Origin of the sequence: Pseudomonas sp. B6001 (assembly GCF_013386015.1) — a bacterium.
Classification (GTDB): Bacteria; Pseudomonadota; Gammaproteobacteria; order Pseudomonadales; family Pseudomonadaceae; genus Aquipseudomonas.
The window spans coordinates 1-26847 of the sequence record NZ_JACAOX010000023.1; the positions used below are offsets into that span (position 1 = coordinate 1).

The 26847-nt window shown below is 62.0% G+C and carries 23 protein-coding genes and 1 pseudogene; 8 read left to right on the plus strand and 16 right to left on the minus strand.

Annotated features, from left to right (window positions below):
• Positions 1-206 precede the first annotated feature (206 nt).
• A complete protein-coding gene (locus HX821_RS24560; RefSeq protein WP_023658850.1) occupies positions 207-1202 on the minus strand; it encodes a succinylglutamate desuccinylase/aspartoacylase family protein in 996 nt (331 codons plus the stop codon).
• 158 nt (positions 1203-1360) lie between these two features.
• Between HX821_RS24560 and HX821_RS24565 the strand changes: the two are divergent.
• Positions 1361-1789 (plus strand): annotated as a pseudogene (locus tag HX821_RS24565) (TetR family transcriptional regulator C-terminal domain-containing protein); the annotation flags it as partial.
• Here the strand turns inward: HX821_RS24565 and HX821_RS31890 are convergent.
• The 7 genes from HX821_RS31890 to HX821_RS24595 all read right to left on the minus strand — a co-directional run bounded on the left by HX821_RS31890 (position 1745) and on the right by HX821_RS24595 (position 9036).
• A complete protein-coding gene (locus tag HX821_RS31890; RefSeq protein ID WP_008433732.1) occupies positions 1745-2743 on the minus strand; it encodes a DMT family transporter in 999 nt (332 codons plus the stop codon). The pseudogene HX821_RS24565 and the gene HX821_RS31890 sit on opposite strands and share 45 nt — an antisense overlap.
• Positions 2740-3438, minus strand: a complete 699-nt coding sequence (locus tag HX821_RS24570) for an ABC transporter permease (RefSeq protein ID WP_003217050.1) — start codon at positions 3436-3438, stop codon at positions 2740-2742. The genes HX821_RS31890 and HX821_RS24570 overlap by 4 nt, the downstream gene beginning before the upstream one ends.
• Before the next feature lie 7 nt (positions 3439-3445).
• A complete protein-coding gene (locus tag HX821_RS24575; RefSeq protein ID WP_134326647.1) occupies positions 3446-4150 on the minus strand; it encodes an ABC transporter permease in 705 nt (234 codons plus the stop codon).
• A gap of 80 nt (positions 4151-4230) precedes the next feature.
• Complete coding sequence (locus HX821_RS24580; protein ID WP_087692319.1) at positions 4231-5067, minus strand: transporter substrate-binding domain-containing protein; 837 nt, start codon at positions 5065-5067, stop codon at positions 4231-4233.
• Between the two features lie 25 nt (positions 5068-5092).
• Positions 5093-7087, minus strand: coding sequence for an aminotransferase class I/II-fold pyridoxal phosphate-dependent enzyme (locus tag HX821_RS31940; RefSeq protein WP_177036617.1), 1995 nt, complete (start codon positions 7085-7087; stop codon positions 5093-5095).
• Positions 7088-7190: 103 nt separating this feature from the next.
• Positions 7191-7982: a CDP-diacylglycerol diphosphatase gene (locus HX821_RS24590; protein WP_177036619.1), complete on the minus strand. Its 792-nt coding sequence runs from the start codon at positions 7980-7982 to the stop codon at positions 7191-7193.
• 70 nt (positions 7983-8052) lie between these two features.
• Positions 8053-9036 (minus strand): aldo/keto reductase, encoded by a 984-nt coding sequence (locus HX821_RS24595; protein ID WP_003217060.1) that lies wholly within the window; start codon positions 9034-9036, stop codon positions 8053-8055.
• A gap of 111 nt (positions 9037-9147) precedes the next feature.
• Between HX821_RS24595 and HX821_RS24600 the strand changes: the two genes are divergently transcribed.
• The 3 genes from HX821_RS24600 to HX821_RS24610 all read left to right on the plus strand — a co-directional run bounded on the left by HX821_RS24600 (position 9148) and on the right by HX821_RS24610 (position 15398).
• Positions 9148-10059 carry a LysR family transcriptional regulator gene (locus tag HX821_RS24600; RefSeq protein WP_102604648.1) on the plus strand — a complete coding sequence of 304 codons (912 nt, stop codon included), beginning with the start codon at positions 9148-9150 and terminating at the stop codon, positions 10057-10059.
• A gap of 138 nt (positions 10060-10197) precedes the next feature.
• Positions 10198-13953: a hypothetical protein gene (locus HX821_RS24605; RefSeq protein WP_256344345.1), complete on the plus strand. Its 3756-nt coding sequence runs from the start codon at positions 10198-10200 to the stop codon at positions 13951-13953.
• Between the two features lie 98 nt (positions 13954-14051).
• Entirely contained in the window at positions 14052-15398 is a 1347-nt protein-coding gene (locus HX821_RS24610; protein WP_177036621.1) for a sodium:proton antiporter, read from the plus strand.
• Between the two features lie 3 nt (positions 15399-15401).
• Here HX821_RS24610 and HX821_RS24615 read toward each other — a convergent pair whose 3' ends face one another.
• The 3 genes from HX821_RS24615 to HX821_RS24625 all read right to left on the minus strand — a co-directional run bounded on the left by HX821_RS24615 (position 15402) and on the right by HX821_RS24625 (position 16384).
• Entirely contained in the window at positions 15402-15542 is a 141-nt protein-coding gene (locus HX821_RS24615) for a hypothetical protein (RefSeq protein WP_003217070.1), read from the minus strand.
• An 11-nt stretch (positions 15543-15553) separates the two neighbouring features.
• Positions 15554-15766: a hypothetical protein gene (locus HX821_RS24620; protein ID WP_003217072.1), complete on the minus strand. Its 213-nt coding sequence runs from the start codon at positions 15764-15766 to the stop codon at positions 15554-15556.
• A 72-nt stretch (positions 15767-15838) separates the two neighbouring features.
• The gene (locus tag HX821_RS24625) at positions 15839-16384 is read right to left on the minus strand and encodes a hypothetical protein (protein ID WP_003217074.1); all 546 of its coding nucleotides are present in this window, start codon (positions 16382-16384) and stop codon (positions 15839-15841) included.
• A 413-nt stretch (positions 16385-16797) separates the two neighbouring features.
• Here HX821_RS24625 and HX821_RS24630 point away from each other — a divergent pair, with 413 nt between their 5' ends.
• Together HX821_RS24630 and HX821_RS24635 are read left to right on the plus strand one after the other, a co-directional pair.
• Positions 16798-18207: a circularly permuted type 2 ATP-grasp protein gene (locus tag HX821_RS24630; protein ID WP_003217076.1), complete on the plus strand. Its 1410-nt coding sequence runs from the start codon at positions 16798-16800 to the stop codon at positions 18205-18207.
• A gap of 2 nt (positions 18208-18209) precedes the next feature.
• Positions 18210-19160 (plus strand): alpha-E domain-containing protein, encoded by a 951-nt coding sequence (locus HX821_RS24635; RefSeq protein ID WP_003217078.1) that lies wholly within the window; start codon positions 18210-18212, stop codon positions 19158-19160.
• 160 nt (positions 19161-19320) lie between these two features.
• On the opposite strand, the gene msrA is transcribed toward HX821_RS24635, so the two are convergent.
• The 3 genes from msrA to msrB all read right to left on the minus strand — a co-directional run bounded on the left by msrA (position 19321) and on the right by msrB (position 22476).
• Positions 19321-20016 (minus strand): peptide-methionine (S)-S-oxide reductase MsrA, encoded by a 696-nt coding sequence (gene msrA / locus HX821_RS24640; RefSeq protein ID WP_008433754.1) that lies wholly within the window; start codon positions 20014-20016, stop codon positions 19321-19323.
• Between the two features lie 160 nt (positions 20017-20176).
• Positions 20177-21934 carry a cytochrome c biogenesis protein DipZ gene (locus HX821_RS24645; protein ID WP_177036623.1) on the minus strand — a complete coding sequence of 586 codons (1758 nt, stop codon included), beginning with the start codon at positions 21932-21934 and terminating at the stop codon, positions 20177-20179.
• Between the two features lie 29 nt (positions 21935-21963).
• The gene (msrB, locus tag HX821_RS24650) at positions 21964-22476 is read right to left on the minus strand and encodes a peptide-methionine (R)-S-oxide reductase MsrB (RefSeq protein ID WP_003217084.1); all 513 of its coding nucleotides are present in this window, start codon (positions 22474-22476) and stop codon (positions 21964-21966) included.
• Between the two features lie 301 nt (positions 22477-22777).
• On the opposite strand from msrB, the gene HX821_RS24655 reads away from it, so the two are divergent.
• Together HX821_RS24655 and HX821_RS24660 are read left to right on the plus strand one after the other, a co-directional pair.
• Positions 22778-23488, plus strand: a complete 711-nt coding sequence (locus HX821_RS24655) for a response regulator transcription factor (RefSeq protein ID WP_003217086.1) — start codon at positions 22778-22780, stop codon at positions 23486-23488.
• Positions 23485-24951, plus strand: a complete 1467-nt coding sequence (locus HX821_RS24660) for a HAMP domain-containing sensor histidine kinase (RefSeq protein ID WP_177036624.1) — start codon at positions 23485-23487, stop codon at positions 24949-24951. The genes HX821_RS24655 and HX821_RS24660 overlap by 4 nt, the downstream gene beginning before the upstream one ends.
• Here HX821_RS24660 and HX821_RS24665 read toward each other — a convergent pair.
• Both HX821_RS24665 and HX821_RS24670 read right to left on the minus strand, forming a co-directional pair.
• Positions 24914-25855 carry an alpha/beta fold hydrolase gene (locus HX821_RS24665; protein ID WP_177036626.1) on the minus strand — a complete coding sequence of 314 codons (942 nt, stop codon included), beginning with the start codon at positions 25853-25855 and terminating at the stop codon, positions 24914-24916. The genes HX821_RS24660 and HX821_RS24665 overlap by 38 nt on opposite strands.
• Positions 25812-26774, minus strand: coding sequence for an AraC family transcriptional regulator (locus HX821_RS24670; protein WP_177036628.1), 963 nt, complete (start codon positions 26772-26774; stop codon positions 25812-25814). The genes HX821_RS24665 and HX821_RS24670 overlap by 44 nt, the downstream gene beginning before the upstream one ends.
• Between the last annotated feature and the right edge of the window lie 73 nt (positions 26775-26847).

The window sequence follows — 26847 nt, forward strand, 5'->3', positions numbered from 1 at the left end:
GATGCGGCGACCCGACAAGCCAGCTCCCACATTTGAACCGTGCCCGCTTTAGCTTTTGATTTTGATCTTAGGCACTCCGAGCCTAAGCGAGGAGCCGAGTGGTGGGGCAAGAGCGTTTTGCTTACTTTTGCGCTCTTCAAAAGTGAGCCGCTGTAAGAGCGGAACCAATACCAGCCATAACCGAAGAAACGGATATGTACTCCCGCCTAAGGATCCAACACCCCCCCGCTGTACCCCTCAGACAACCGCGTCCCGGTAAACTTGGCCACCACCGAACCCTGTGAAACCAGCCGCTCCCGATGCCCCGTCACCATCCGCCCGGTTTGCGCCGCATGCAGCACAACCTCAGAAGCCGGATCCCCAGGCCGCCGAATAATCCGCGCAAACCGCTCACCCTCTTCCACCTGTTCACCCAAACCTTTTTCAAACACCAACACCCCGGCACACGGCGCCAGGATGGTCTCCATACAGCCCATATCCACCACCTGCCCGTGCCATTGCGTAATCACTGGCGCCTCATCAATCACCCCGCTGGCGCAGAGCCAAGCCCAGATCCCATCACCATCCTGCCCGGCCAGGGCATCACTCACATCCGCCTGCCCACGCAATTCAATCGTCGCCGCCAACCGCGGCTGCCCATGATCAATGATGGTCTCCTCAAACGACCCATCACCACCCTCGTCCCAGACAATCACCACATCCACCTGCAACGCCGCCGCAAGCGCCCGGCCCGCGGGCCAAAAGCTGCGGTGGATGTAGAGATATGGCAGGGCTTCATCATCGGTGTGCAGGTCCAGCACCAGGTCAGCATCGGCGGCCAGTTGCACCAGGCTTTTCTGCCATTGCGCCAGGTTGCTGGCCGGCCGCTCCATGGCCAATGAATGATCAAACGCCCGGTTGAAATTCTGCCCGGTGGCTTCGTGAAACCGCCCCAACAACCGCCCCTGGCGAAACTGGCCAATGCCAAACGGGTTGGCCTGGGGCACCACCGTCACCGTGCCCTTGAGCCGCCCCTGATCCTGGCAGGCCTGCAAACGCGGCAGCAGTTGATGCAACACCAGCATCCCGGCGATTTCATCGGCATGCACACCGGCCTGCAGGTGCACCCGAGGGCCGTCGCCGTCACCCTCGAAGCGCCAGGCGCCAATGTGCAGGGTGTTCCCGGAATCCCCGGGGACTTGCCACGAAAGGTCTTTTGCCATGCCGTTGCCCTCCTCTTGTTGGTTCTGCAGGTATATATTGAACACACGTTCAACCATGTATCTTCACCGAGGGTGTGCCTGTGGCCGAAGACCGTCGCGACCTGTTGATTGCCGCCACCCTCACCAGCCTCGCCCGTGACGGGCATGCCGGCATTTCCGTGCGGCGCATCGCCGCTGAAGCCGGGGTTTCGGTGGGGTTGCTCAATCACCATTTCGGCAGCATCGATGCACTGATCGCCGAGACCTACCACAAACTCGCCAGCGAACTGACCACCGCCCTGTGGCAGGAAGTGGACCAGGCCGTGGGCCCTGCCGCGCGGCTCGATGCATTCCTCGCCGGTTCGTTTTCCTCGCGGGTCATGGACCCGAAACTGTTGGGCGTCTGGGTGGTGTTCTGGAGCCTGATCCGCCACTCGAACCACGTGAATGACTCCCATGAAAAAAGCTACCGCGCCTACCTCGACCTGATCCGCCAGTTGCTCGACGACCTGGCCGAGAGCGAAGGCTTCGTGATCCACGACACGCGCCTGGCCGCCATCGGCTTATCGGCGATGCTCGACGGACTCTGGCTCGAGTGGTGCCTCAACCCCGGCACCTTCAGCCCCGCCAACGGGCTGCACATCTGCCGTTGCTGGATACAGGGGCTGCGTCACGGAGCATTCGGCGCCGACCACATCCTGTGACACGGGGTGCCGGGCGCTGAGCATGGCCAGGGTGCCGCTGATGGCGATCAGCACGGCGCCGAAAATCAGCGACACGTCCATCACCGTGCCCCAGACCAGGCTCGAGAGCAGGAACGCCCAGATCAACCCGGTGTACTCGAACGGCGCCAGCAGCGTCGCCGTGGCCCGGCGGAAGCTCGCAAACAGCAGGAACTGGCCAATCCCGCCCACCAGCCCCGCGCCGAGCATCCCCAGCCATGCCGGGGTCGGCGATGGCGTGTGGGTCCAGGGCAGCGTCAGCGCCATGCAGATCACAAACACCACATTGGTGATCAGCATCTGCTCCAGCACCGAGGTGTTGTCGTCCACCTGGCGCAACTGGATATAGGTAAACGCCCAGCACAGTGCTGCCGCCAATGTCAGGGCGATTGGCAACGGATCGAGCATGTTGCTGGGGCGACAAGCGATCACCACGCCGACAAAGCCGATGATCAGCGAAATCCACTGGCCGCGACTGGCGCGCTCCTTGAGGATCAATGCCGCGAGCAACGTGACCATGATCGGTGCGGAAAAATACAGCGTGGTCATTTCCGCCAGGGTCAGGTCTCTGGCGGCGGTGTAGTACAGCAGCCAGGCCAGCAGCGACAGCAGGCCGCGGATGATCAACAGCTTGCGGCTGACCGAGTGCCAGGCACGCTTGAGCAAACCCATTCGCCCGGCGATCACGCACGCGGCGACCACCACCAGGCTGCGCCAGAACAGGATGGTGAACACTGAATAGTCGGCCACCAGCCATTTGATCCCGGCGTCCTGCAGCGCCAGGAACGCATAGGCCAGCGAGCACAGGGCAATCCCTTGCAACGAGCGATCGGTTTTCATCCGGCAGACCTGCGCAACGGTGTGCCGCGTCGCTCGGCAATGGCGTACAGGGCTTCAATCAAAAAGGTCAGGCACAGGTAGACCCCGGCCACCAGCAGCAGCGGCTGGTAGATCTGCAAGGTCTGGGCGCGTACCACGTTGGCGGCGCCAAGCAGGTCGACCACGGCAATGGTCGAGGCCAGCGCCGTGGACTTGAGCAGCATCACCGTCTCCCCCGCCAGGGTCGGCAGCAGCAGGCGCATGGCCCGTGGCAGGCGCACCCGCAACAGTGCCTGGCGTGGCGTCATGCCGAACGCCGAGGCGGCTTCCATTTCACCCTTGGGCACGGCCAGCAGCCCGCCGCGAATCACTTCACCGACGTACGCGCCCACCGACAACACCAGGGCGAACACGATGTACCAGTAACCGTCCCGCAGGAACGGCCAGAGGAAACTCCCGCGAATCATCGGGAACTGGGCAAACAGGCTGCCCAGGCCGTAATAGAAGATGTAGATCTGGATCAGCAACGGCGTGCCCCGCAGCACACTGGTGTAGCCCAGTGCGCAACGGGCCAGCCACTTGCGCCGGGACAGCCGCGCCAGCGCTACCAGCACCGCCAGGGCGAAGCCGAGCACTGCCGAGATCACCAGCAGCGACAGCGTCGTCTGCAAGCCCTTGGCGATCAGTCCTGCGTAATAACTTATCCACTCAGGCATGTGCGGCTCACTCGACAACCGGCATCCAGCGACGAATACGTCGCTCCAGGCGCCCGGACAGGTAGTTGGAGGCCAGTGTCACCAGGTAATACAAGGCGGCGGCCGTGAGGTAGAACAACAGGTAATGCCGGGTCGAGCCCGCCGCCTGTTTGGCGGTGTACAGCAGTTCGTTGGTGCCCACTACGCTGATCAGCGCGCTGTCCTTGATCAGATTGATCCACAGGTTGGACATCCCCGCCAGGGCGTATGGCGCCATGATCGGCAGGGTCACCCGACGGAACAGGCCAAAGCCGCTCAAGCCAAACGCCCGCGCCGCTTCGATCTGGCCATGGGGAATCGCGAGGATCGCCGCGCGGAAAATCTCCGAGGCGTACGCGCCTTGCACCAGCCCCAGTACCAGGACCGCTACCAGCGGGCCGCTGATGTTGAACTGCGCAAACCCCAGCCACAGCATCAATGCGTTGAGGCCCATCGAGCCTGCGTAATACAGCAGCAGGATCAGCAGCAACTCGGGCACCGCGCGAAACACCGTGGTGTAGCCGCGCATCAGCATGGCTATCGGGCGCGGTGCACTGAGCTTGGCGCAGGCCACCACCAGGCCGATCAGCAGCCCCACCGCAAACGAGCCGGCGGAGATCTGCAGGGTCATCCAAAGCCCTTTGAGCAGTGCATTGCCCCAGCCTTGTTCGCTGAAGTTGAGTAGATCGAACATCGCGGCTCCCTATTTCGATGACACGCGGTGACCCTGTGACGAGGGAGCTCCCTCGCCACAAGCACTCCCTTTCTACCGGGTTAGTTTGTGTAGGGGCTGTCACATACCTTGCTGACGTACGCCGGGGTGTCGGCGCGTTTGCACGGGCTGACCGATACCCCAAACACGCTCTGGGACAGGTCGGCGTAGTCCTTGCTCACCAGCAACTCACCGATGGCCTTGTCGAGCCGGGCCTTGAGTTCGGTGTCTTCCTTGCGCAGACCGGCCCCCACGCCGCGGCCGATGATCGGGTCGTAAGGCACTTCGGCGATTTCGGCCAGGCCCTGGGCCTCAGGGGTCTTGACCATCATGGCGATGGCGACGCCGTCGGCCATCATCAGGTCGGTGCGCCCGGCAATCAGGTCGGCGTTGGCCGATTCCTGGGTGTCGTAGTACTTCAGGTCAGCAATATTCTCGTAGTACTTCTTCAGGTAGTTGGCGCTGACCGTAGAGATCTGCACGCCGATGATCTTGCCCTTCAGCCCTGCCGGCGAGACTTCGACCGTGGTGCCCTTGGGGCCGGCAATGCCCAGCAGCGAATCGTAGTAGGCGCGGCTGAAGGCGATCTGTTTTTCGCGCTCTTCGGTGACCGACATCGAGGAGAAAATCACGTCGATTTTCTTCGCCAGCAGCGACGGAATAATCCCGTCCCAGGCCACTTCCTTGATCTGGCACTCAGCCTTCATCAAGCCGCAGAGCTTATGGATCAGGTCGACTTCAAAGCCCGTCCACTCACCATTGCCGCCCTTTACCGTGAACGGTGGGTAGGGTTCTGCCGCCACCGCGAACACAATGGGTTTCTCCGCCGCCAACGCAGTACCTGCCGCCAGCATCAACACAGCACTGCTCAACCACTTTGCCAATCGTTTGGATTTCATGATCTTGCCCCGTCTTTTTTTGGAGTTAGCGAGTTTGATGCGCGTTGACGAACTGCCGGCAACGTTCACTGCGTGGGTCGATAAACACCGAGTCCGGCGAGCCGGTTTCCTCGATCAGGCCTTGATGCAAAAACGCGACTTTGGATGACACATCCCGGGCGAACGCCATTTCATGGGTCACTAGGATCATGGTGCGGCCTTCTTCGGCCAGGGAGCGAATCACCCGCAGGACTTCGCCCACCAGCTCCGGGTCGAGGGCCGAGGTGGGTTCGTCGAACAGCATGACTTTGGGGCGCATGGCCAGGGCTCGGGCGATGGCCACCCGCTGCTGCTGGCCGCCGGAGAGGAACGCCGGGTATTCATTGCGCTTGGCGGCCAGGCCAACCCGGTCGAGCAAGGCTTCGGCGCGCTCGATGGCTTCGGCCCGGCTTTCGCGCAGCACCTGGGTCGGCGCTTCGATCAGGTTCTCCAGCACGGTGCGATGGGGCCACAAGTTGAAGTTCTGGAACACCATGCCGAGTGTCGAGCGAATCCGCACCAGTTGCCTGGCGTCGGCCACCAGCGGTGCGCCGGGCCGGCCGTAGTTGAGCTTGATGCTTTCACCGTCGACGTGGATGCTGCCCTGGTCCGGCACTTCGAGCATGTTGATGCAGCGCAGCAAGGTACTTTTGCCCGAGCCGCTGGCGCCGATCAGCGAGATCACCTCGCCTTCGTGGGCGGTCAGGGAGATGCCCTTGAGCACCTCGATATTGCCAAAGCGTTTATGCAGGTCGAGCACCTCAATCATCTTCTTCGCAGCCACCGGCTGTACGCTGATGATTTTCGCCGCAGGCTCGATTCGCGGTTCTCCGGCGAGCTTGGCGACGAAGCGGCTGATACGTTCACAGGCTTCGGCCAGTCGCGCTTCACCCAGGGTAAACGACAGCCGCACAAACCCCTGGGCCGGCTCGCCGAAGGCCGCGGCATCCAGCACGGAAACCCCTGCTTCGCGGAACAGCCGCCAGGCGAAATCCAGGGAGCCGAGGCCGGTGTCCCGCACATCCACCAACACGAACATGCCTGCCTGCGGGGCCCGCACGTGAATGCCCGGGCAACCGCCGAGGCCTGCTACCACCAGGTCGCGGCGGCGGCGGTAGGTTTCGCGCATGCCCTGGGTGACTTCATCGTGGGCCAGCACGGCGGCGGTCGCGGCCTCCATCACGAACCCCGGCAAGCCGTAGAGCATGCTCAATACCAGGGTTTCCGCGTGGGCCACCATCGCAGGCGCGGCGACGATCCAGCCGATGCGCCAGCCGGTCATGGCATGGGACTTGGACAGGCTGCCGATCACGATGCAGCGATCGGCCATGCCCGGCAACGCGGCCAGGCTATGGTAGTCGCCATCGAACACCAGGCTTTCGTAGACCTCGTCCACCACTACCCACAGTTCATGCTCGATCGCCAGGTCGGCGATCACCTGCAATTCCTGAGGGTTGAGGACAACGCCGGTGGGATTGTTGGGGTTGGAGAAGAAGATCGCCCGGGTGCGAGGCGTAATGGCGGCAGCCAGCAGTGCCGGGTCGAGGCGAAAGCCCGAGTCGGCGGAACACGGCACCCGCACCAGCGTTGCGCCGCTGGCCTTGAGGGTCGCTTCGTAGGTGACGTACATCGGGTCGAGCACGATCACTTCATCACCGGCCTGCAACAGGCACAGCGAGGTGACGAACAAGGCGTTCTGCGCACCGGCCACGGTGATGACGTTTTCAGCGTTGAGCGGGCGAGCCAGGGACTGGCTGTAGCGTGCAGCGATGGCATCGCGCAGTGCCGGGCGGCCGGGGATTTCGGTGTAGTGGGTGTCGCCCTGGCGCAGGGCCTCGACGGCGGCGTCGGTGATGAACGAGGGTGTGGCGAAATCCGGATCGCCCACACTCAGGATGATGATGTCTTCGCCTTTGCTGCTGGCCTGGAAGGCAGCGTGGTGGATGTCCCAGGCGGCTACGCCCTGCCCTGCAATTCGCTCGACAAAAGGTGAAAACCGCATGCCAGTGCCTCTCGTTCAATCAGAAAAAGCGCAAGCCCGCCTGTTACCAGGCAGGGGGTGCAGCCAACATAATTGAAACTGAACACTCGTTCAACGGCAAACTTCACCGGATGTCGTTAACAGCTAAAACAGGTCGTTGTGGTGGTTTGCCCATCAGGTTGCACTGGCGGTCCTGCAGTTCTTCGGCGGAGGCCAGGTTCCATTCCTTGAGCGTCAACCGCGTGGTCAACAGTACGAAGTTGCCGTTCGGCGCCGGTGCCAACAGCAAGCTGTAACTGGCCATGGCGTCGCCCTGGGCCTGCACGTAGTCATTCAGGATGGCCAATGGGTCGCGCAGGTCGAATTCCACCGCCGACAACGTACGGGCACTGTAGGTATGCCCCTGCAGTTTTACCGGCAGGGTTTGCCAGTGCTCGTCGAGGGTTGCCGCGCGTTCGTTGAGGGTGTTGAAAATGTCGGGGCGCAGGCAGGCGATATGAATGTGCAACTGGTTTTGCGTGCGGCCATACCGCGAGTTGATCGCCAGGGATACATAACGGTCGGCAATCGGTGTTTGCAGGCCGGCCGAGAGTACATCGTGGTGTTTCCAGGCCTGGGCAAAGTAATGCGGCAACAAGTCCCGGGCCAGCGCGACGTCTTCGATTCCGGTGACTTTATCGGTGGGGATCAGTAAGTCCTGGTACGGGCCGTTGAGGTCCTTGAGCAGCGCGAACCCCTTGTCCGGATCAACCTCGAGGCAGGGGCGCGGATTCTGGTGCTGGTTCTGGTCGGGCACGCATTGACGGCTGACGATCTGCCACAGCACATCGGGATTGCCGCGCCATTTCCAGGCGGCTGCCACCGCCACCACACACAGCAAACCACCCATGATCTTGAACAAGGGACCGCGCTTCATGCCAAAAACCTCAACGCCAAAGGAATGTCTTTTGTTGTTTTGCAGCTGCAAGACATCCCTGTCGCAAAGGTTAACGCTGGGCCGGGGCCATGAACTCCGGCCCTACCGGGTCTTTTATCGTGCTGGCCAGAATACGGTCGATATGTTGCAGGTCGTCGGCCGTGAGCTGCCAGCCGAACGCATCTTCAACGCCTTTGAGCTGCTCCGGCCGGCGGGCGCCCCACAGTGCAACCGTGGGGCCCTGGTCCAGCACCCAGCGCAACGCCAGGGCCAGCACAGACTTGCCGTGGCATTCGCGAGCGTACACGTCCAATGCCGCGACCGCCGCCAGGTACTGCTCAAAGCGTGGCGCCTTGAATTTCGGGTCGAGCTTGCGCACGTCATCCCCGGTAAAACCCGTGGCCGCGTGCATGCTGCCGCTCAACAAACCCCGGCACAGCGAACCGTAAGCCAAAACCACCAGTGAATTTTGCTTGGCGTACGGCAGGATATCGCTGTCGATCGCCCGCTCAAACAGGTTGTAGGGCGGCTGCACGGTGTCCAGGTGCGTGTACTGGCGGAAATCGTCCATTTGCGCAGGCGAATAATTGCTCACCCCCACGGCAAGGATCTTGCCTTCACGGCGCAGTTTTTCCAGCTCGCCGGCGGTTTCCTCCTGAGCTACCAACGGGTCGGGCCAGTGAATCTGGTAGAGGTCGATGTAGTCGGTTTCGAGGCGCAGCAGTGAGTCTTCGATTTCCTTGCGGATACGTCGGGCCGTGGCATTGCGGCGCACCGTGCCGTCGTCCCATTGCAACCCGGCCTTGGTGGCGATCACCGCCGTGTGGCGTACGCCGCGCAGGGCCCGGCCGATCAGTTCTTCCGACAGCCCAAGGCCGTAGACCGGCGCACTGTCGATAAAGTTGATGCCGCTGGCCAGCGCATGGCGAATGGTCTTGACCGAGACCTCATTATCGGCGCCGCCCCACATCGAGCCACCCATGGACCAGGTGCCCAGGGCAATCCGCGAGACGGCCTTGTCGATGCCCGGGATCTTGATGGTTTCGATACTCATGAAAAAGCCTCCGCCAGAAACAATCAGTAAAAAAACGATTACTCTAGATCATCCGTGGTTGAATCGGGCTCAACGCCGCGTGCAACCCAAACCCCATAAAAGGTGCTTGATATGGCTGCGTTCAATCGCTCCGAGTTGGCCGACCTGAATGTCTTCATGGCGATCATCCGTCGCCGCAGTTTCCGGCATGCCGCCAATGAACTTGGCGTCACCACCTCGGCCCTGAGCCACACCATGCGCAACCTGGAAACGCGCCTGGGGGTCAAGTTGCTGTATCGCACCAGCCGCGCCGTAGAGCCTACCGATGCCGGCGTGGTACTGGCGGAAAAACTCAGTGCCGGCTTTGCGACGATCCAGGACGGCCTCGACACCCTCGAACTGTACCGCGAGGCGCCGATTGGCCGCCTGCGCCTGAACGTACCCCGGGATGCCGCGGTGCTGCTGATTTCGCCGGTGCTCGGCGAGTTCACCCGCACCTACCCGCAACTGCGCCTGGACGTGATGATCGAGGACCGCATGCTCGACATCGTCGCAGAGGGCTACGACGCAGGAATCCGCTATGGCGCCACGGTGCCCCAGGACATGGTGGCCGTGCCGCTGACCGGCGAGCTGCGCTGGATCATGGTCGCCTCCCCGGCCTACCTCGCACAGGCAGGGACACCTGCAGTGCCCAGGGACTTGCTCACGCACTCCTGTGTACGCATGTACCTGGGCGACAAGACCACCTACAAATGGGAACTGGGCAATGGCGCACGCCAACAGCGGCTCGATGTGCCCGGCCACTTCAGCGCGGCCGACACCCAGACCATCGTTGATGCGGCCCTGCAAGGCGTGGGTATCGCCTATTGCCTGGAGAATCGCGTGCTGGCGGAACTGGCCGACGGGCGCCTGGTGGAAGTGCTGCCCGACTGGGCCTGCATCGGCGCGCCGCTGTGCATGTACTACCCCAGCCGGCGTCAGTCGCAGCCGGGATTGCGCCAGTTGATCGACATGATTCGGCTGAGGACCGCGGCGCACCCTTAGCATGGGCGCGTAAAACGCCGTATCAATCTGCATGCCAGTGGGATGGAATCGCTGAGGGGGCATCGGGTACGAAGAGTTACACCCGCTGGAGCGAAGCGCTGCTTGGGTGTACTCGATAAATTACCGGATCCCCCTCCTATGACAATTGCTCCTACTCAGGCTACGGCTTCTTTCATTCCTTTGAACGCACCTGACAAGCCGCTTCCCCCGGCGCGGCTCCAGGCCGCAGCGCCGGAAAATGCCGCGCCAGGCTCCCCCGGGACCAGGATCCCCAGCCCGCGTGCCGATGCCGACGGTGAACTGGCAGGCCAGGTAGCCAGCGCGCTGCGTCAGGTCAAGGGCGACGGCCATGATGACACGATCATGGTCGAGAACATTCCGCCGAACTCAACGTTCGGGCAGTGGTGGTCGCAGTTGGGGCGTGCCATGGAGTCCCCGCAAGTCCGTGACTGGATGAGGGAAAACGGGATAAACCCCAATTCAGTGATGATTGACCCCAATACCGGGAAGATCACCTACCAGCGCAGGCCCTCCGCCGCCGCGCAACCCAACGGCCCCGATGACAAAGGCTGGGCGCAGGTGGGCGCACAGGTCAGGGACGCCGCACGCGTTATCGGCGACGGTAACCCGATCCCCTTCAAACCGCCGCTCTCCCAAAACAGCAACAGTGCCCCCCTGTGGTTGGTGAGCCAATTCTACAAAGAGCAAGAACATATCCTGCCGGATCATGCCCACGAGCGTGCAGATGAGTTGGCGCGCGACAAAGCTTTTACCGGCGTGAGCGGCCCGCGTTTTGCGGACCTGCACGAAACCCGTGGTGAGGATGAGGTTGAGCGCCAGAAAGCCCTGGTGGGCAATACCCAGACGCTGAACACCGTGGGGCGTGAACTCAATTACCTGCTTGAGCGGATTCGATCGGGCAGCATTGGGAGCGGTGACGTTCTCGACTACCTGCAAAAGAATAAAGTCGAGCTTCACCCCGACAGCGCTTACCGCCAGGTCGGGAGCACCGACTCAGGGAGCACCATTAGCCTCAAGGAATTCCTTGAGATCAATGGCTGGGACGTGCCAACCACGCCCGAGGAGGTGGAGAACCTGACGAATTATCTGCTCAGGCCTGAACTCCAGGCGCCGCTCCATGGCAATTATGGCGGTGCGCTGGAATGGCAGCCCCCGCTTGCGCCCGAGGCGGCGAATCAGCTGCGGTCCGACCTGCGCCGCGGCAAGATCGGCGACGTTGATTTGAACGGCGCCAGGAACGTAGTGGAATACCTCATGCAGGGCAAGTCGTTCACGCCTTCCGAGCTGGCTGACCCGCAGCGGGTGCTCGACTCGCTGATCCGCTCCCCCAAGGGCAAGGCGTTGGGCGAGGCCCTCCAGGCAAAATTTGACGCGCAGTCCATCAAAGGCAGTGCCACTGATTGGCTGTTGGCAGCCATGAGTGTGGACAAAGACAACTCGTTCCGCGCGACAGACCCCAGGTCCAGGCATCACATCGCCGGTTTTGCCGTGACCGGGAACAGTACCTGGGGCAAACCCGCCTCCGGTATCGTCAGCCGGTTGGCCGAACATCTTGTCAGCACCGGCAAGGCATCGTCACCCGAGGCAGCGGCGCTACAAGCGCATCTGCTGCTCTCCACCCGCGCTCCGGAGTTCCTGGTTAAAGACATCCCGGACCAGGTCACCCCGGGTTCACATAGTTGGGTCAGTTTTGTCACCGCGGTAGAACGCATCGAAGCGCAGTCTCCGGGTTCAACCGCAGGGATGTCCTATGGGCAGGTCATGCTCCACGCTGAGGTCGCGCCGGTCTCCGCCCAGGAGCGTTATGTCGAATATGCCGCCCAGCAAGAGGCGCTCAAGGATTGGGGAAGCGCGAACGGTATGCCGTATCCGGTGACCGAAGGCCAAATGAATGATGTACGCGATGCATTCGATGCGCAGATCACCGAACTGAGCGCGGCCAGTCAAACACAGAGCATGCCGATGCCATTACGCAAGGAAATGGCCCTGGAGCAATTGCGCAAAGCCCTGCCGGGCATGGATACGGCAACCCTGGAAGACAAGAGCATCACGTTGGAACCCGCCCATAGCGATTTCCCGGGGCCTTATTCGATCCTCGACTTGTATATGAAGGACGCGCTTCACCATCGACCTGGCGTCGAAGAACCACCGGCCGTAGGGGTACTTGGAATTGGGCCCCCGCCCCCCGCTGACAATCATTGGGTGACCTCATCCAGTACGTTGAACCTCAGCGAGGTGCTGGAAAAAACCAAAGACCTGCCAAGTATGCCGAACGTGTTCCAGGACGCGTTCGGGGAATACGCCGACGGCATCGAAAAAAGCGTCGCGGCCCAGGTGAAGTGGATGGTTTCGCGGCTCCCTGAAGAAGACCGTAAAAACCTGGAATACGGCGAAATCACAGTGGTCAGGGAAGTCGACGTCGATAAGGACAACTTTGGCAAGGAAACCCGCAAGCGGGTGCCCGAAGACAATTGCCTGCTGGTGAAAACCAGGCGCAAAAACCAGGTGCACACCTACGAAATCAATCTCAGGACCGCGAAGATTACCGAGCGTACGGACCTGGGTGACTTCACGGCAGGCAAACAACCTTCCAACCACACCCATTACCATAAAGACCTGGAAGAAGTCATACCTTCGGGCGAGTACGCACCCGGGTTGACGGATGAAAAAATCCAGGACGCCAACCCCAAGAGCTTTGGCAGTGCCCGAACGTCTTATATTGCCGATGCCATGGTGACGGATGTTGATATCCGGTCATTCAAAAAAGAGGCCGAGGGGGTCACCACGCTTGATACCGAGGTTCCCTTTTACAAGAAAGTCAATGAATTCCTCCTCAACCTGATCCCCTTGAGGTCGGCAATCGTCAACTTTCAAAACGGCAACATCGGCGAAGGTGTCGGCGACCTGGCCCTGGATATATTTGGGTTTGCCGTGGGCCTCGGTGCGGCAGCCAGGGGGGCCAAGGCCGTGGCCGCCGGCGCATCGGCTTTCAGCAAGTTCGCCCAGGGCGCGAAGATTGTCGGGCGCGCGGCGCTGGGGAGTTTCAATCCGTTGAGCGGGGCTGATGATCTGGCCCGGAGTGCATTGAAGCTGGGGCGCACCACGCTGACCGCTGGACGTAACGGCGTCAATCATCTGCGTGGCGCCTTGCGCAGTGTCGACCTGACGTCACTGGCGAAAAAGCCCGGCATTGCCGAAGGCACTTACAAGGCGGCCAATGCGACCGAAGAAGCCAAGGTGTTTGCGAAGTTTGATGACGCCACCGGTAATTGGCACGCCTTGAATGTGAAAACCAGACAGCCCTTTGGCGAGCCGCTGGAAAATTTCAAAGCTGACGCCGTGCCGGTAGAAGCGCTTCGCGACAAACTGGAGAAGCTCCATGCCAAAACGGGATACACCGGGACAATCTGCTACGAAAAAACCATGTTCGTCGGGATGGCAGACAATGCACTCCCGTTGAAAACTCGCGAGGCCGTGCTGGGCAGTGTGGTCAGGAGCGGGGATTCCAATTACACGCAACGCTACAAGGATCTGATGGGTATTACTGTCGAGAATACCAGCGCCGTATTCAGGCCCGCGGACATTACCGAATCAGGCGTTATCAACTTCATGAGCAATAAAGCAGACGGCAATATCGTACACACCGCCTATATTCAAAAGAGCAGTGATGGAAAGCTCTATATCTACAACACCAACCAAGCCGGCCTGGACAAAGCCATGTTCGATGCCACTGGCACTCTTGATCAATCGGTCGGTGCAACGGTATTCAGTCTTGATAATGACGGGCTGCAAAAGTTTCTCGACTCGGGGTTCACCTTCTCCTTCACCCCAAACAGCACCCTCAATGCCAACGTAACACGCCTGGCGACCTGACAAACCGCGCATTGCCCGAGCAGGCAATGCGCGTTTTTTGAACCTCTCTCTCCCGGCAAACCTCAAACGTTCACACAGACCATGCCCGGGACTATTCAATGACCTTCATCCTATGGATGGCCGTACTGGGCGCGGTGTTGCTCACCCTCGCCCTCACCTCCTCCTACCTGCGCTGGATGCCGGTCACCACCTCGGCGGTGTGCCTGTTGCTCGGCGTGGGTATCGGCCCGCTGGGCATGGACCTGCTGCATCTGGACATCAAGGCCTCGGCCAGTTGGATGGAACACCTGACAGAAGTCGCGGTGCTGTTTTCGCTGTTCGTCAGCGGGCTGAAACTGCGCCTGCCCCTCAAGCACCGAACCTGGCGCATTGCGTTTGGCATGGCCGGGCCGGTGATGCTCTTGACCATCCTCGGGACGTGCCTGGTGCTGCATTGGCTGCTGGGGTTGTCGTGGGGGGGTTCACTGCTGGTGGGGGCGATCCTTGCGCCCACCGACCCGGTGCTCGCGGGCCTGGTGCAGGTCAATAACGCGCAGGATTATGACGCGCTGCGCTTCGGTCTTTCCGGTGAGGCAGGCTTGAACGACGGCACGGCCTTCCCGTTCGTGATCTTTGCGCTGATTTTCATGCAGCACGGCGGGTTCGACGGTGACTGGCTGGGCGGCTGGGTGCTGAAAAACCTGCTCTGGGCCGTACCTGCCGGGTTGCTCGTGGGCTACTGGATGGGGCGTGGCATCGGTCGCGTCACCCTGAAGATGCGTATCACCAATGCCGACAGCACCCTGTCACCGAATGACTACCTGACGCTGGCCCTGATCGCCCTCGCCTATGTGGTGGCCGAAGCCATCGGCGGCTACGGCTTCCTGTCGGTATTTGCCGCCGGCCTGGGCCTGCGCCAGGCCGAGTTCAAGTCCACCGGCAACTCACAAACCCCGGCGGAACATCTGGCACAGCCGGTGGTTGGCCACATGGAAGTTGAGCCGGAGCATGCGTTGCATGGCGATGTCGGGCAACTGCAGGACACGCAAATCGCCGCCGGGGTGATGATGGGCGACATGCTCGCCTTTGGTGGGCTGGTAGAGCGTTCGATGGAAGTGTTCCTGGTGACCTTGCTGGGCGTGGTGCTGATCAGCCATTGGGACTGGCGGGCGCTGGCGGTGGGGGCGGCGCTGTTTTGCGTGATTCGCCCCCTCAGCGTGCTGTCGATACCCTGGGGCGGCTTGCTGAATCGCCATCAGCGCGGGCTGGTGGGCTGGTTCGGGATTCGCGGGATCGGCAGCATCTACTACCTGTTCTATGCCATCAACCACGGGCTGGTGGGCACCAGCAGTGCGGTCGCGGTGAACCTGACGCTGTCAGTCATTGCCCTGAGCATCGTCGTTCATGGTCTCAGCACGCAGCCGATGCTGGCGTGGTATGAACGACGTGCCCAGGCACAACAATGACGTCTACTCCTGGTTTTCAGTGTTGCCGACGTCAGCGGCATCATCCAGGTCGTTAAGCGGTACTTCGGCATCATCCATCAATGAACCTGGGTCTTCATTGCCCGGGTCATTGAGTTCATCGTCTTCGTCTATTTCAACTGACATCACCGTCTCCTCTAACCGCCTTGGGTATCGATATCGGCATCGGTTTCAGGCTTGGGCTCGCGCTCGGGCTTGAAGTCTGGACTGTAGTCGTTTTCCTTGGCCTTGGGGTCGCTGGCAGGCTTGGGGTCTTTCGGCGCGTCGGCCGCGGTGCCGGGGGCCGGTTCGCCGCGGTCGATGGCGGGATCGTTACGGTTGCTGGTTTGCGGGTCGTTGTCTGTGCTCATGGCTCACCTCTGTTGGAAAACGCAGACTGCGTAAAGGTAAGGTCCCGTGCGGGTCGGTGAAGTTCCAATTGCTTATGAGCCGGGGTTGTCCACCTGGATGTAAAACGCGTAGGCCCCCAGCATCACCCAGAACACCATGAACAGCCAGGGCGCGCGCATCGAGAACAACAGCGACTTGCGATAGCCCTTGTGGGACGACTCCATCTCACTGAACAGTGGCGACTCATCGTAGGCCAGGCCCATCACCGGCTCGCTGCGCAGCAGTTCGCTCTGCTTGTAATGCCAGTGGTCGATGATTTCGTAGGCCGCCCGAATCCCCGGCCAGGCGTTGAGGGAACTGAGAATGCCCAGGGTCGCCAGGAACACGGGCACCACCAGGGTGAACAGCTTGCCCCATTCGGGGTTCAGGTTGCCCATGCCGGACACGAAGGCGATCACCAGGAATGACTGGGCCGTGAGGTAGGCGTCGGTGCGGTTGGCCAGGATGCTGGTTTCGTACTGGATTTCACGCCGGTAAAAGTCGAGACGGTCCTTGGGCGAACCGAAAATCTTAGCGTTGTGTTCGCTGTGGTCGGTCAGGCTCGATTCCGGGGTGTCGGGTGAGATGATTCTGGGCACATCCGTGCTCCGTGCTGGCATTTGAAGCAGTTTAGAAGAACCGGGCTGGTGCAAAGTTCAAGTAATCAGTGCACCGTTTTGAGGCGATAGGGCCGCATCGGTGGCGCGGGAGCTTGGGCCCGCTGGACCGGGACAGCGCTCCAGTGCGCAGCGGTCTGATTCCTTTTTGGGGCCCCTGCGCAGCCCAGCGGGAGCAAGCTCCCTCGCCACAAGGTGGATGGCACAGGCATTGCTTTAGTCCTTTATCTGCCCGGATACAGGAGCAATCGTTACCCCCCGACCCAGAGCCCACCCCAAAAGAAAGTAAGGACCAGGCCTGCTGGCACCATCAGCCACGGGCTCATAAAAAAATGCGTTTTCTAAAGCGGCAGTGCCAAAGCGCAGTTAGTCCCGGCACTGACAAGGTAATTGGAATGGCTCGATCTTTCTTTGATGAAATGAATGACGCACAAGGCGTTTGCCGTGCGCATTATCAGGAATTCTCCCGCTGGCTGGCCAACACGCCGCCAGAACTGCTGGCCCAGCGCCGCCGTGAAGCCGACCTGCTGTTTCACCGCGCGGGGATCACCTTCACCCTGTATGGCGACGAGCAAGACACCGAGCGCCTGATCCCCTTCGATATCATCCCCCGCAGCATCCCCGCCAGTGAGTGGAGTGTCATCGAGCGTGGCTGTATCCAGCGGGTGAATGCGCTGAACATGTTCCTTGCCGACATCTACCACGACCAACGCATCATCAAGGCCGGGATCATTCCCGCCGATCAGGTGCTGGGCAACGAGGGATACCAGAAAGCCATGGTCGGCCTGGACCTGCACCGCGATATCTACTCGCACATCTCCGGGGTCGACCTGGTGCGCGATGGCGACGGCACCTACTACGTGCTCGAAGACAACCTGCGTACCCCCAGCGGCGTGAGCTACATGCTCGAAGACCGCAAGATGATGATGCGCCTGTTCCCCGAGGTGTTCGCCAAGCAACGCATCGCCCCGGTGGACCACTATCCCAACCTGCTGCTCAAGACCCTGAAAAGCTCCAGCCGCCTGGACAACCCGAATGTGGTGGTGCTGACGCCGGGCCGGTTTAACAGCGCGTTCTTCGAGCATGCATTCCTGGCCCGGGAAATGGGCGTGGAGCTGGTGGAAGGCGCCGACCTGTTCGTGCACGACCTCAAGGTGTTCATGCGTACCACCGACGGCCCCAAGGCCGTGGATGTGATCTACCGCCGCATCGACGATGCCTTCCTCGATCCGCAGGCTTTCAACCCCGATTCGATGCTCGGCGTGCCCGGCCTGGTCGCGGCGTACTGCGCGGGCAACGTAGTGCTGGCGAATGCGATCGGCACCGGCGTGGCGGACGACAAGTCGATCTACCCGTACGTGCCGGAGATGATCCGGTTCTACCTGGATGAAGAGCCGGTCCTGCAAAACGTGCCGACGTTCCAGTGCCGCAAGCCGGATGAGCTGTCCCACGTACTGGCGCACCTGCCGGAACTGGTGGTCAAGGAAACCCAGGGTTCCGGCGGCTACGGCATGCTGGTGGGCCCGGCGTCCAGCGCGGCCGAGATCGAGGACTTCCGCCAGCGTATCAAGGCCCGCCCTCACGCCTACATCGCCCAACCGACCTTGAGCCTGTCCACTTGCCCGACGTTTGTCGAAAACGGCATCGCGCCGCGGCATATCGACCTGCGACCGTTCGTGCTCTCGGGCAAGGAAACCCGCCTGGTGCCCGGTGGCTTGACCCGCGTGGCGCTGCGCGAAGGCTCATTGATCGTCAACTCGTCGCAAGGCGGCGGAACCAAGGACACCTGGGTGGTGGAGGGCTGAGTATGCTGAGTAGAACCGCCGCAGATCTGTATTGGATGTCCCGTTACCTGGAGCGTGCCGAGAACCTGGCGCGCATGCTGGAAGTCAGTTATTCGCTGTCGTTGATGCCCCAGGCCGGGCGCAGTGACGGGCTGGACGAGTTGGCCATGTCGCTGCTCAGCAGCGGCACCCTGGACAGTTACCTTGAGCGCCATCAGCAACTGGACGCCGAGCGCATGCTGCACTTCTTCGCCCTCGACGAGGAAAACCCCGCCAGTATCTACAACTGCCTGCGGGCTGCACGGGGTAATGCCCATGCGGTGCGGGGACGGATCACGGCTGATATGTGGGAAAACCTCAACGCCACCTGGCTGGAGATGCGCAGTATTGCGGCCGGCGGGTTGGCGCGGCATGGCATCAGCCACTTTTGTGACTGGGTGAAGCAGCGCTCGCACCTGTTTCGTGGGGCGACGTCCGGGACGATCATGCGTAACGATGCGTATCGGTTTATTCGGCTGGGGACGTTTGTCGAGCGGGCGGATAACACGTTGCGCTTGCTGGACGCGCGGTATGAAATGTTTGGGGAAGAGTCCGAGGAAGTCAGCGACCTTTCGGCACGCGGGTATTACCAGTGGAGCGCGTTGTTGCGGGCGCTGTCGTCGTTTGAGGCGTATACCGAGCTGTACCCGAATGCGCTGAATGCGCGGTCGGTGTCGGAGTTGTTGCTGTTGCGCAGTGATGTGCCGCGCTCGTTGCATGCGTGTATCGAGGAGTTGAGCCATATCCTGGCGGACCTGCCGGGGAGTTATGGGCGTACGGCCCAGCGTTTGGCGGCGGAGTTTGAGGCGCGGCTGAGGTATACAGGGATTGATGAGATTCTGGAGGATGGGCTGCATAGCCGGTTGACGGATTTTATCGACACCGTGCGGGAGTTGGCGCGGGCGATTCATAGCTCCTACCTTGAAGTCGTCTGATAATCGTTCCCACGCTGATCGTTCCCACGCTCCGCGTGGGAATGAATCCGGTGACGCTCCGCGTCACGACTTCAAGAGCGGACGCAGAGCGCCCTGGCGGCGTTCCCACGCAGAGCGTGGGAACGATCGTCGATCGTCGAGAGTGGGAACGATCATAGGTCTACTGGTTTTTCACCAGTACCGGTTCTGCGCGGTACTGCTCAGGGAACAATTTTTTCAGCTGGGCCACCTTTGGCAGGTCGTTGATCACGATGTAGGGGTACGACGGGTTTTCGGTCAGGAAGTCCTGGTGATAGGACTCCGCCGGGTAGAAGGCTTTGCCCATCTCGATCTTGGTCACGATCGGCTTGTCGAAGGCTTTCGCGGCGTCGAGTTGGGCGATGTAGGCCTGGGCGACTTTTTGCTGTTCGGCGTTCTGGGCAAAGATCGCCGAGCGGTACTGGGTGCCGCTGTCCGGGCCCTGGCGGTTGAGTTCCGTGGGGTTGTGGGCGACCGAGAAGTAGATCTGCAGCAGCTTGCCGTAGCTGACCTTGCTCGGGTCGTAGGTCACGGCGACGGACTCGGCGTGGCCGGTGTCGCCGCCGCTGACGCTTTCGTACTGCGCGGTGCTCGCCGCGCCGCCGTCATAGCCGGAGACGGCGTTTTTCACCCCTTGCACATGCTGGAACACACCCTGCACGCCCCAGAAGCAGCCGCCGGCGAAGACCGCGGTTTGCAGGTTGTTCGCGTCTGCCGGCAGGTCCATGGCCGGCGGCGCGATGGCCACGGCGTCGTCGGACGGGCCGAAGGAGAACGCCGAGCTGTGGCCGACAAAGGCGGCGAACGCCAGGGCCGGTAAGTACTTAAGCAGTTTCATCTCAGTCACTCCGAAACATCAGGATAAATGCGGTCAACTGTGGGAGCTGGCTTGCCTGCGATTGAGGTGGTGAATTCAACATCGCTATCGCAGCGATGCGGCGACCCGACAAGCCAGCTCCTACATTGATCGGGTTAACCATGCAAAATTTCGCTATGGGTTAGCCGAAGGTGAAGGCATAGGCCGCCACTTGCGGGTCCAGGAACTCGATGGTGAAGGTCCGGTCCTTGACCGCGCCCGGCTGGCGCACCAGTTGATACAAGCGTTGTTCGGTCACGGTGCCGCTGCCATCCGGCGCGACGTCGGTGCCGTGGGAATCCCCCGGCGCCTGGCCGTCGATGCTGACCTTGAAGCGCACCGGCTTGCCATCGGCGCCCGGGCCCAGCACCAGGTGCAGGTCACGGGCGTGGAAGCGGTAGACGATCTTGCCGTTGGCCGCTGCGAGGGTGGCTTGCTGGCCGCCGACGTTCCATTGGCCTTCCAGGGTCCAGTTATTCAAGGCCAGGTTGCCGGCTGCCGGGTAGTTCACCACCTTGTCGGTGCCCAGGGTGCCGGTGGTCACGAAGTTCTCGGCGCGCTGGAAGCCCAGGTAGGTTTCCGGCGACTGCACTTCGTTCATGTCCGGTGCGGCCTGGATGCCCTTGGCATCGGCTTCGATCAAGCCGCCCGCCACCTTGGTAGCGCCCGCCTCACGCAGCAGTTGCTGGATCACTCGCTCGGACTCGGCGTAGTCACCCTCGCCAAAATGGTGATAGCGGATCTGGCCCTTGGCATCGGCAAAGTAATGCGCCGGCCAGTACTGGTTGTTGAAGGCGCGCCAGATCTTGTAGTTGTTGTCGATGGCCACCGGGTAAGTGATGCCCAGGTCCTTCATGGCCTTGGTGACGTTGTTCACGTCGCGTTCGAAGGCGAATTCCGGAGCGTGCACACCGATCACCACCAGGCCCTGGTCGCGGTATTTCTCGGCCCAGGCCTTGACGTACGGCAAGGTGCGCAGGCAGTTGATGCAGGAGTAGGTCCAGAAATCCACCAGCACCACCTTGCCTTTCAACGCCTCGGCAGTCAGTGGCTCGGAGTTGAGCCATTGCACGGCACCGTCCAGCGGCGGCAACTGGCCTTCCACTGGCAGCGTGTCACTGTGGTTGGCGGCCATCATCGCGCCGCCGGCCATCATCGCCCCGCTCTTCTGTTCAGGCTTGGCGCTGAGTTTCTCCACCAGGCTTTGTTCCAGGCCACCGGTTGACGCCGTCGACAGGCGCGCCAGGATCCCGGTGTCCAGGCCCAGGGCGATGGCCGCCACACCGGCCAACATCAGGGCGCCGAGACCACGACGCAGCCATTCACCAGCGCCCAGCGAACGCTTCATGAAACCGAAGACTTTACCGCCGACCAGCAGCGCCAAGGCCAGGGAGGTGGCAGCCCCTGCCGCGTAGGCCAGCAAGAGCAAGGTAGTGCCGATACTGGCGCCCTGCAGCGCGGCGCCCGTCAGCACCAGCCCGAGGATGGGCCCGGCGCACGGCGCCCACAGCAACCCGGTGGCCACGCCGATCAGGAACGATGCGCCCGGACGCGGCCGCGAATCGGCCCCGGCGGCTTCCGACAGGCGACTGCCCGCGGCCACCAGCGGCCGGGTCAGGCGCTCGGACAGGCTTGGCAGCAGCAGCGTCAGCCCGAATAGCGCAACAAACAGCAACGCGAGCCAGCGACCGTACTGATTGACTTGCACCACCCAACCGCCGCCCACCGCCGCGAGCGAGGCGACCAGGGCGAAGGTCATCGCCATCCCCAGCAGCAGCGGCAAGCCACTGCGCAAAAACGGCTGCCCGGTGCGAGCGAAGACAAAAGGCAGAACCGGCAGGATGCAGGGACTGACAATCGTCAGCACGCCGCCCAGATATGCGAGAACCAAAAGCCACATGGGGTAGACCCTTATAGGAAGACATTGAATTAAGTCGCGGTGAACGTCATGGCTGCGCCGTTCATGCAGTAGCGCAGGCCGGTGGGTGCCGGGCCGTCATCGAACACGTGGCCCTGATGACCGCCGCAGCGGCGGCAGTGGATTTCCTTGCGTACCACGCCGAAGGAGGTGTCGACGTGGCTGGCCACGGCGTTTTCCAGGGGTTGCCAGAAGCTGGGCCAGCCGGTGTGGCTTTCGAATTTGGTGGCTGAGGCGTACAGGGGCAACGCGCAACCGGCGCAGGCGAAGGTGCCGTTGCGGTGTTCACTGTTGAGGGCGCTGCTGTAGGGGCGTTCGGTGCCCTCCTCCCGCAGGATCGCGTACTGCTCGGCGGTCAGCAGGGTGCGCCATTCGGCGTCGGTGTGGCTGACTTCGAAATGTTCGGCGGCTTCGGCTTCGGCGATCAGGGCGGGGCCGGCGTTGATTTTTTGCAGCAGGCCACCGGCGATGACTGCGAGGCCGAGGCCGCCGCCGGCGAGCAGGATCTGTCGACGTGAATACATGAGTTGCTCCTCACACAAGTGCGGATGGCTGGCGAAGCCCCTATGGCTGATAAACAAACTGTGGCGAGGGAGCTTGCTCCCGCTGGAGTGCGCAGCGCTCCCGGCTTTTTTGGGGCCGCTGCGCGACCCAGCGGGAGCAAGCTCCCTCGCCACAATGAGGGGGGCGTACTTTTGCCGTTGCGATGAGTAAGGTTAGGCCCGGGGTGGTCGCGGAATCCTCACGCAGAGTTAAACAATTCGTGATAACTACACTGTTGCAAAAGCCGCACAATGCGCGAATCAAGAAGACAGGTTTTTATCAATGGATCAGCCCAAACGTGTCCTGGTGGTCGAGGACGATGCCCATATTGCCGATTTGATCTGCCTGCACCTGCGGGACGAGCAGTTCGAGGTGGTTCACAGTGCCGATGGTGACGAAGGCCTGCGCCTGCTGGAGCAAGGCGGCTGGGATGCGTTGATCCTTGACCTGATGCTGCCCGGCGTCGACGGCCTGGAGATCTGCCGGCGGGCCCGGGCAATGACGCGCTACACGCCGATCATTATCACCAGTGCCCGCTCCAGCGAGCTGCATCGCATCCTCGGCCTGGAACTGGGGGCGGATGACTACCTGGCCAAGCCGTTTTCCATGCCGGAGCTGGTGGCGCGGGTCAAGGCGCTGCTGCGCCGGGTCGACGCCATGGCGCGCAACTTGAAGATGGACGCCGGCAGCCTCGACCTCGGCCAGTTGTTCATCAACCCGCTGACCCGTGACGCCACCCTGCAAGGCCAGCGGCTGGACCTCACGCCCCGGGAATTCGACCTGCTGTACTTTTTCGCCCGCCAACCGGGCAAGGTATTCTCGCGCATGGACCTGCTCAACGCCGTGTGGGGCTACAGCCACGAAGGTTACGAACACACCGTCAATACCCATATCAACCGCCTGCGGGCCAAGGTCGAGGCCGATCCGGCCAACCCGGCGCGCATCCTCACGGTGTGGGGCCGTGGCTACAAGTTTGCCGAGCAATCGGCATGAGGCTGACCCTTACCCAGCGCCTGTCCCTGGTGTTCGCGCTGTTGCTGCTGATTTGCAGCGGCACGTCGGCCTGGCTGCAAGTGCGCTCCAACCACATGCATGAACTGGAAGTGGTGCAAGGCCTGTCCCGCGACCTCGCCGCGCACATCGCCCGGGATACGCAGTTGATGGACGCCGACGGTCTCAAGCCGGACGCGGTGCGCAACCTGTTCAGCCAGTTGATGCTGGTAAACCCGAGTGTCGAGGTGTACCTGCTGGACATTAACGGGCGTGTGGTCGGCAACGCTGCGCCCAGCGGCCACCTGCGCCGCGACCAAGTCAACCTGGAGCCGGTGCGCCGTTTCCTTAGCGGCGCGATGCTGCCGATCCTCGGCGACGACCCACGCAGCGTCGACGGCCTCAAGGTGTTCAGCGCCGCGCCGCTGCGGGTCAACGGCCAGCAGGCCGGCTACCTGTATGTGGTGCTGCTGGGCGAAGCCCATGATGTGTTCGACGCCCGGGATGCCACCGGCATGGCACTGAACATCGCCCTGTGGTCCATCGCCCTGGTGGCATTGTTGTGCTTGCTCGCGGGTTTGACCGCGTTCGCCTGGATCACCCGGCCCTTGCGGCAACTGACCGAGAAGGTCGGCCAGTTCGACATCAACGGCGCACCGAAAGTCCCGCAGGCCGTGGCGCCCGAGGTTGCCAGCCAGGATGAAATCGCCGTGCTCGACCACGCCTTCGTGCAGATGGAGAACCGCCTGGGTGAACAGTGGCGCGCCATCACCCACCAAGAGCAGGAACGCCGGGAGATGGTCGCGAATATTTCCCATGACCTGCGCACACCGCTGGCCTCCTTGCATGGCTACCTGGAAACCCTGTCCCTGAAAGACGCCAGCCTGACCCCGCAGGAACGCCGGCGTTACCTGGGCATCGCCCTCGACCAGAGCCGCAAGGTCGGCGGGTTGGCCCAGTCGCTGCTGGAACTGGTACGCCTGGAACACGGGTTTGTGCAGCCGGTCATCGAAGGCTTTTCGTTACCCGACCTGGTGCAGGACATTTTCCAGAAGTTCGAACTGACCGCGGAAGCCCGGGCGATCACCCTCACCGCCAGCCTGCCGCCGGTGGTGCCAACCGTATTGGCCGACCTGGGCCTGATCGAACGGGTACTCACCAACCTGCTGGATAACGCCCTGTGCCATACCCCGCCCAATGGCGAAGTTGAAGTGACCCTGGCCCCCAAGTCCGGTTTTGTTGAAGTCACGGTGAGCGACAGCGGCCCCGGGATTTCGGCGGATCTGCGCGAAGGTCTGTTCCTGCGCGCCTTCACCATTGGCGGGGCTCGACGCGATGGCGGCCTGGGCTTGCGCATCGTGCACCGGATCCTGCAACTGCACGGTCAGGAAATCCGCCTGATCGATGTGCCAGGACGCGGCGCGACGTTCACGTTCGCCTTAGAAACCCGATCAGCAGTTCGTTGACCTTGGGCCCCTGCTCGTTCTGAATCCAGTGGCCGCAGTTGGCCAGGACGCTTTGTTGCAGGTTCGGCACGACGTCGGGCATGCGCTTGAGGGTGTGGGCTTCGAACACGCCGACCGGGTCGCGGTCGCCGATCAGGAACAGCGTCGGTTGCAGCACCTGCCTGCCGGCGAGGAACTCGGTGCGCTGCCAGTTGCGTTCGAAGTTGCGGTACCAGTTCAACGGGCCGCGAAAGCCGTCATTGGCGAAGGTCTGAACATACACGTCGAGGTCCTGCTGGCTGCACCAGGCCGGGAGCTTACCGGGCAGCGGCACACCTTCCAGCAGCTTCGCGCTGGCGGGTTTCTTCTGCAGGAAAACGTCCTGGTCCTGCATGAACAGCCGTAATGTCCGCTCGATATCGGCATCCAGTTCCTTTTCAGCCACGCCCGGGGCCTGGAAGTACAGGATGTAATTGAAGCGATCGGCGTACAGCTCGCGCATAATCTCGATCACCGGCCTGCGGGAGCGTCCGGCGAACGGTACCGACATCGTCACCAACTGGCTGACGCGCTCTGGCTCGAGCAACGCCAGGTGCCAGGCCACCACGGCGCCCCAGTCATGGCCAATCATGACGACCCGGCGATGCCCGAACAGGTCCATGGCGCCCTGGATATCGGCGCACAGGGTCAGCAGGTCATAGTCGGCCACTTCCGGCGGCGCGCTGGATTGTCCATAGCCGCGCATTTCCGGGACAAACACCCGATAACCCTGGGCCACCAGCGCCGGAATCTGCTCGCGCCAGGAGTGCCAGCACTCGGGAAACCCATGCAGCAACCACACCGGCGGGCCGCTCTCGGGGCCGGCGATGTGCACGTTCAACTCAATGCCGTTGACCTTGACCTTCTGCTGCTGGGTTTCGCTCATCACTGGGTTCCTTGTGTGGGGTTCGCTCGCGGTATTCCCGGGGAGAACAAGCCATCACGCGCTTGAAAGCATTGCTGAAAGCGCTGTCTGACTGATAACCCAGGGACTGGCCGATCGTGGACACGCTGTTGTCGCTGGCTTTCAAGGCCTGTACCGCCAGGTGCATACGCCAGCGGGTCAGGTATTCCTGCGGTGCCAGCCCTACCCGTTGCTTGAAGTGCAAGGCGAAGGTGGAGCGGGATTGACTCGCCACGCCGGCCATTTCACTCAATGTCCAGCGCCGGGCGGGCGCTGCGTGAATTTCCCGCAGCACCGGGGCCAGCCTTGGATCCGTCAAGGCTCCCAGCCAGCCTGTGGTATGGGTGCCCATGGAAGATTGATAGAGCCGCAGGATTTGCACCAGCATCATTTGCGCCAAATGCTCGGTCATCAGCGCCGCTCCCTGCAACGGGCTGGCGTATTCCCGGGCCAGGCGATCCAGGCACCAACGCAACACGGCGGCCTGTTCGGAGTTGGCACTCACCCGCAACACCGGCGGCAGGCTGTCCAGCAACAACCGGGCGTCATCCCCGTAGATAAATCGTCCGCCGATCAAGAACAGATCCACCGTGGCACCCACCGTGGCGATGCCTCCCACCGCATCGGCATACACCTCACGTGCATCGAGTCCTTCAGGGCACAGATTGCTGGACAGCCTCCACGGGCGTGCCTGGGTCAACAGGAAACAATCTCCCTCATACAAGCGTATCGGTACTGCCAGCCCTTCCACTTCCAGCCAGCAACTGCCCTCCACCACCGCGTTGAACTTGATGCCATCCGGCGCCGCAAAGTCAATGACCCAGGTGCCCCCAGCCTTCAGGCCGGCGAAGGTCGAGCGATGGCTTTTTAACAGTGCCAGCACATCGGAAAGGGTATCCATAAAAGCTCCGGACGATCGCGACAGAAACACGGACTCTAGGGCATTCCGCGTCCGGGCTCCAGCGAGAGACTCT